At 43.8% G+C, this 6,315-nt stretch carries 5 protein-coding genes and 1 pseudogene; 3 read left to right on the top strand and 3 right to left on the bottom strand.

All coding sequences use genetic code 11. The annotated features are described in order from the left end of the window. Both A3757_RS27020 and A3757_RS19190 read left to right on the top strand, forming a co-directional pair. Positions 1-200, top strand: a pseudogene (locus tag A3757_RS27020) (hypothetical protein); the annotation flags it as partial. A gap of 343 nt (positions 201-543) precedes the next feature. Continuing rightward, complete coding sequence (locus tag A3757_RS19190) at positions 544-1,068, top strand: hypothetical protein (RefSeq protein ID WP_068509498.1); 525 nt, start codon at positions 544-546, stop codon at positions 1,066-1,068. A 29-nt stretch (positions 1,069-1,097) separates the two neighbouring features. Here the strand turns inward: A3757_RS19190 and A3757_RS19185 are convergent, their stop codons facing one another. After that, the gene (locus tag A3757_RS19185) at positions 1,098-1,568 is read right to left on the bottom strand and encodes an HD-GYP domain-containing protein (RefSeq protein ID WP_082907151.1); all 471 of its coding nucleotides are present in this window, start codon (positions 1,566-1,568) and stop codon (positions 1,098-1,100) included. 23 nt (positions 1,569-1,591) lie between these two features. On the opposite strand from A3757_RS19185, the gene A3757_RS19180 reads away from it, so the two are divergent. Continuing rightward, positions 1,592-3,676 carry a TonB-dependent receptor gene (locus tag A3757_RS19180; protein WP_068509502.1) on the top strand — a complete coding sequence of 695 codons (2,085 nt, stop codon included), beginning with the start codon at positions 1,592-1,594 and terminating at the stop codon, positions 3,674-3,676. 13 nt (positions 3,677-3,689) lie between these two features. On the opposite strand, the gene A3757_RS19175 is transcribed toward A3757_RS19180, so the two are convergent. After that, positions 3,690-4,877 carry a DUF819 family protein gene (locus A3757_RS19175; protein ID WP_068553504.1) on the bottom strand — a complete coding sequence of 396 codons (1,188 nt, stop codon included), beginning with the start codon at positions 4,875-4,877 and terminating at the stop codon, positions 3,690-3,692. A gap of 8 nt (positions 4,878-4,885) precedes the next feature. Then, complete coding sequence (locus A3757_RS19170) at positions 4,886-6,103, bottom strand: alanine racemase (protein ID WP_068510870.1); 1,218 nt, start codon at positions 6,101-6,103, stop codon at positions 4,886-4,888. Between the last annotated feature and the right edge of the window lie 212 nt (positions 6,104-6,315).

The raw sequence follows: 6,315 nt of genomic DNA, 5'->3' as shown, positions 1-6,315 counted from the left end.
ACGCGACACCTGAAGATGCCATTGAAATTGCAAGAAGTATCAAAGCACAGAAAACCATCGGCATGCATTGGGGGGCTATCATGCTGACACCTGAAGACCCATTTGAAGCCCCTCCTCGCTTTAAACAAGCCGCTATAGATCAAAGCTATGGCGATGAAAATGCTTTATTGATGAAGGTTGGAGAAACTCGAGCACTTTAATTTATCGATTTTTCCCTCATCAAGAATGGTCAATGTCTCACACGGCAAACATTGACCACTTGCAGCTTTCCACCTATTATTGCCCACATCAGGATAGTATCTCGATCTACAACAATAACAGGGAAGAGTTAGTCATAGTGAACTGCATTGAGCACTCACTATCGAAATAGAATCAAGAGCTTGATATGGCTTTTGAATTCCTATTCTCCCCCCGATAATATCGATTCAAAGAACCTGTAATAAGAAGCAAATTGGAATTTACTTTTAACGCCTTTTCGACGTTTATCGTTTTAAGATAACGGTTCGCCAAGGAGAGAGAAGGCAATTAATTCAGGAACGAATCATGTCAGTAGCAACAATTGAAGATTACGGAAACTCAGCATTAGAGCAAGACAATAAACAGATACACGACGAGCGTGCGCGTATTTTGAATATGGTCTCTCAAAAAGCGCAGGATCAGACTCTCACACTTCAAGAAACCACTGCACTATACGAAAAGTTTAACCAAACCTATACAGCATACCGGAGCACTGAACCGCAAGAGGTTGATGAAAGCTGGGCGCTGGAGTTGCTGCAAGAGAGTGAACAAGAAGAAGCCGAAAATACAACTTTTCAGACACGAATTAACGGCATTCCTCATCAAACTAAAAAAGGCTCAGGCAAGGACAACCCAGCCAACGATTCAATTTTAGTTGATAACGAAATGAAGCCAATGCTAGCTGCACCGCTAAAACAAATGACCTTCGAAGATAGAGCGTCGTTTACTCGTTCTGATGCAGCCAAACAAGACAAGGCAATGGCGACAATCATTGTTGCATCCGGTCTCGCTACTCTATCGATACTACTAGGCTTTGCCTTAGCATTCTAAGCGTAAAACCTAGTATCGTATGCGCATGCCTAATCGGCATGCGCCTCTTGAATTTTCATTAGCTCTTCTTGGGTATCGAGTAATAAATCAACCAAACGCGGCTCGAACTTAGTGCCTTTCATCTCTTTGAAGAAGTTTAATGTCTCGTCTATAGACCTAGCTTGTTTATAGCATCGACGATTCACCAGCGCATCGAACACATCTGCCACCGAAGCAATTCGCGCAAAGATATGAATATCTTCACCCGCAATACCGTTTGGATAGCCTGAACCGTCCCAGTTCTCGTGATGCCCACCTGCAATGAGCGCGCCCGCTCGCAAGACCTCTAAGTCAGACGTCGAAAGTATATCGTAACCGATCTGGGCATGAGACTGCATAACCTCCCACTCTTGAGGTGTTAGCTTACCAGGCTTGTTAAGGATATGATCAGGGATAGCGATCTTCCCAATATCATGTAGTGGTGCCGCTTTATACATTACCTCATTATCTCGATCACACAGTCCAAATGTCCATTCAGGACTTAATGAACCTCAAAGTAACTGTTGCATCAGTATTTGAAGAGTCAGAGCTGGACGCAGCGTCTAGCGTATCTCTTCTGACCGAAAATGACTGGCAAAAAACAGGAGCAAAACGCTTAAGTGATGTGCTGGAAAGTGTTCCTTCCGTGGCAAGTTACCCTACTTGGGGTGGTGCCGAAGCAATAGCAATTCGCGGCTTCACTACAGAGCTATCGGTGCGCGGCATTGCCAACACTTTAAATGGCGTCCCCTTAAACAGCTACACTTATGCGACCTCGTTGTATGATAAACCGATTATCAATCTTGATCATTTAAGCCGTATAGAAATGGTTAGAGGGCCCGGCAGTACACTCTATGGAAGCGATGCTTTTCATGGTGTAATTGCTCGACAACTCAAAGACTCTAATAAAGATGAGACCCAGATTAGAAGTAAAGTAGGCAGTGATGGTTATACCAAAGCCTCTCTATTTGTCGCACAGACATTCGAAGATAGCATACTCAATGCCGGCTTAGCATTTGCCCGACAGAGCGATCAAAACTTGAACTATCGCTACACCGATCCTGATGACGGTTTGCTCTATAACTCCGAAAGACACTATGCCTATCGTGATCAAAGTGGCTTTATAAAATTGAGCGCTGGCAAAGTCGATACAGGACGTGTCGAGTTTTTTTCATACTACGCAAACTATTTGGCATCTGGTTTTCCAAGCACCGGCACCCAGTTCTTTACCCGTATTGATGATAATTTTGACGTGCAATCTACCAGCTTAACTGAAGATCGGGAACATTCAGGGCAAGATTCCAGCTTCTGGCTCGCAAGCTTATCTTACGATTACCAGCTTAGCGATAGCATTGAACTGGGCACTCAAATCTATCATTGGCAGAGTAAGCAAGAATGGTCATTTGACAATGCACGCTACCCGATAAGCCTCGTGTACGCGCCTAACGATATACCAATCACTTCTTTTGACTGTAAAGATGGAACCAATACGACCAATAACCCTCTTTACTGCCCTCACACACTCTATCAATCTACAAATGAGCAACGTAGTGGCGCGAAACTTCAGTTAAAAGGCAAATCGCCTGAAGCCTCAACGCAATGGGTTCTCGGTGCTGGTTATGACCGATTTATCGTCAACGGTAGCAACTACTCCCGGATCGACTTAAATGGCAGCACCCTTGTTGATCAAGACAACCCTTATAAGAATTCTAAACGACACATTAGGTATGCACTATTCCAAGCCAAGACAGGCTTATTTAATGACAAACTGCATGCTGTCTATGGTCTCAGAGCAGACGATTACTCAGATGTCGGCTCTCACCTTTCGCCAAGAGCAGGGCTCATTGTCAAAGTCAATGAAAACTATAGCTCCAAGCTTCTTTACGGCCACGCTTTTAGAGCGCCCACAGCAATTGAGAGATTTGGCTCTGTTCAGGCAATTGAAGCAAACGAGAGCATCAAACCAGAGGAAATTGATACGATTGAGTGGGTCAATCATTTTCTCGCTAATGACTATTCTACAGAGTTAACTCTGTTTTCAAGTCGCTGGAAAGAAGGCATCGTTTTAGTGCCAACAACGGGCTCTTCTCAGAAATATTTCAACACAGGTAGAAATGAGTCTTATGGTGTTGAGCTTTCTGGTCGAAAACAGTTCAAGAGGTTTGAGTTAGTTGGCAGCAGTAGCTATGTTCGAAGCGAGAATAAAGAACTCAATAGTGATTATTTAGCTTTCCCACAGTGGATTTTTACACTTCAGGGTAACTACCTACTTGCTGATAGCAATATCGAGCTATCAATCAAACAAAGAGCAATGCTCAACTATAGTGAGGGTGACTATATAACCTCGACAAACCCGACAACGCTAGAGGTGACGCAAATTGCGCCAGAGGATGCAGATGATTATTTTCGTACTGACCTCAGCCTTCTTAAACACTTCGACTCTAAATCAGGCGAAGGCGAACGTGCTATGTATATAAACGTGAATAATATTTTTGATCAGAAAAATACCGTCGCATCACTATATAACGTTGAAAACGGCCTAGCGGATTCTGGCTTATCAGTTGATATTGGACTGTCCTGGAGTTGGTAGGCAACGATTTACTTTAAGAGCTCAACCAGCGTATCAAGTAGGCGAGCGTAATCCCTAAATAGTTACCCAGGATATAGCCAAGAATTGCAGCGGCGAAACCTGGGACTATTAGCGATTTATTCTTCAAAGCACCCGCCACGACGGGTATAAATGGCACCGACATGATGGCTGCGGCCGAACTAATCAAGAAGGTATCTGTATCGACTTTAAATAGCTTGCATAAACTAGCATGCAGAATTAACGTGCCAACCAATAACAAGGCGATAAAGAGAAATAACTCTACATTCAGAGCACTTAGAATTTCCAAGTTGGTCATTGTGCCCATGGTAAAACAAAACACTAGCACCAAATACATGCCGCAATGAAAGCTCTGCTTCAAACGCTTTACCTGAGGAAAAAATGACAAGCCCAGACCAGCACTCGTAATCGCCACTATCGTCACTACTGAAGACATACTTTTCGGGAACAACTGAGAAAGGCCTATACCAATAACCAATGCCAACACTGCAAAGCCGAGTACAGAGGCAACATTTAAAACATTTTCTTTGCTCACTAGCTGCTTATAGGCATGTGAACTTTCATCACTCAAGTGATCAAAGAGCCCCCCACCCGACGTGCTATTCAAGGGCAACTTTTCGCTTTCATTGAAGGCTTTTAAAAACCGGCTAAACAGCGGTTTTGCGAGGCTCACAACAAATAATAGATATAAGGCCGACAGCAAAATATCATAGCTGGTCATCGTAATAAACACCGACTGCTCACCTTCAATTGCCGCACTAATAGCCGCCATATTCGGGCCTCCTCCGGTATACGCGCCGACCGCTAATCCAGCAACTTGCCACAAATGCTCTATTCGCCCATCAAACAGTAAAGACAGAATCGTCGTGATAATCATCACGCTAAACAATGCTAGAATCATGGCTTTAATCGTTGGCCCAGCCAAGTGAAAAGCAGACTTAATATCCATTGAAAAAGCCAGCATTGGAATTGCCAAGGCTATGGCGACTTCAGTTACCTGAGTTTGGATCGAGAGCACATCGCTACCGGGCAAGTAGTTCTGGATATTGAAACCCGATAGCACAATACCCGAGGCAAAAGCCAACACCACGACACCCAGCTTGTCGAGAATGGCCCAGCGCTGAGCAGCGACAATCAACACAGCGGGAAAGCTGAGTAAAACGAGAATAAAGAAAATACCCATCACTACAACTATTGCTCCCAGCGAGGTGTTTTTGAGGTATCAAATACAGACCACCAAGCAACAATCTTTCCCTGATCATAGACAGCTATTTGCCCGAACTGGAGAAACAAGGCTTCACTTTGTCTGGGCCGGAAGAACATATAGTCGTTAGGCTTTAGCTCAGAAGACTCTGCAAGCGAATACATTTCCTGATTGCTTGAGCAACCGTACAACTTCACTCGTTCAGAGCCTTCTGGATAGCACGGATCAGCAAGCCAATTGCCACCATAAATAAAGCACGCCTTCTTCGGTAACAGCTTCGCACTCCGCAAAAAAGGAGATAAAGATGAAGCAATGGGCAAACTTGGTTTTTCAATTACCTTTAAAATGGGGGCAGCAATAAATGCGGCAGGCACATGATGCTCCAGAGTTGGAATATCAAAGTCGCTGGGCTTAACCAGAGCTGACGAAACTGCTAATTCATTCCTAAAATCGCCTTGCTGATACAAGGAATAAGTTGGGCTTCCCCCTGCGTTTAAACATAGCCCTTCATGAGAACCAAATACTTCGTCAACCACATTAACAAAACGCTGATAGCTACTTTTTGCAGCACGAGCCACGACAGCCCTTCCTTCCAAAATATTAAGCGCCTTGGCAACGTGGTAGTCGTAACCCATTAGTCCGCTAAGGCTCAATAAATCAGATTGTTTAATACGCTCTAGACAAGACCTAAACTCACTCATGTCAGCAAAGCCACCACGATGCAAACCCACGTCGACCTCAAGGTTAACCTTCATCTTGAGCCCTGACTCTAAAGCAACAGCCTCGTACTCGTTCAAGCGTTCATTTGAGTCAATCAGCCATTGAACTTGCTCTGCTGGCTCAAAGTCTAGCGGCTCACCTTGCTTCTCATACCACTGATAGAAAGCTCTAAGCGCCATGACAGGCATAGGTTTTCCTAACAACAAGTCCGGCTTTACGGGCCATTTATGCTCTGCAATATGTATAAGAAAAGGAAGGTGAAAGCACATTAAACGAGAGGAATTAGTTTCGGACAGTATATATTCCAGCATAGGAATACTGGGTAAAGATTTTGCCACCACTCGATAGGCAAACCCTTTTTCTAGGGTTTCTTTCAAGCGTGCAATATTTTCATCCAACAAAGATTTATCGACAAGCAGTACAGGGCTAGCAAGGCCTGCCTGACTCAGAGCGAGCGATAGCTTAGAAAAATAGTTTGCGTCCATATTATCCAACTAGTCTTATTATTTTTTTGGATCTGCAGTCTAAACCAAGTAAAAGTCCAGCCTACCTGAGATCATAAAATCCCAGACTAACACAAACATGAATATTATTCATATTTTAAGGAATGGCTTACTTCCCAGCTTTGAGAATTACAAACTTCTTATTCGCTGCGATATTTTCAAAGTTACCAAATATTCTTTTCAAGTCAGAATGG

The sequence above is a fragment of the Oleiphilus sp. HI0117 genome (assembly GCF_001635235.1).
This window is presented reverse-complemented; position numbering and strand designations above follow the sequence as displayed.

Coding starts and splice junctions, on each gene's coding strand:
- A3757_RS19170 (WP_068510870.1), bottom strand. CDS start 6,103: ATGGACGCAAACTATTTTTCTAAGCTATCGCTCGCTCTGAGTCAGGCA.
- A3757_RS19190 (WP_068509498.1), top strand. CDS start 544: ATGTCAGTAGCAACAATTGAAGATTACGGAAACTCAGCATTAGAGCAA.
- A3757_RS19175 (WP_068553504.1), bottom strand. CDS start 4,877: ATGGGTATTTTCTTTATTCTCGTTTTACTCAGCTTTCCCGCTGTGTTG.
- A3757_RS19180 (WP_068509502.1), top strand. CDS start 1,592: ATGAACCTCAAAGTAACTGTTGCATCAGTATTTGAAGAGTCAGAGCTG.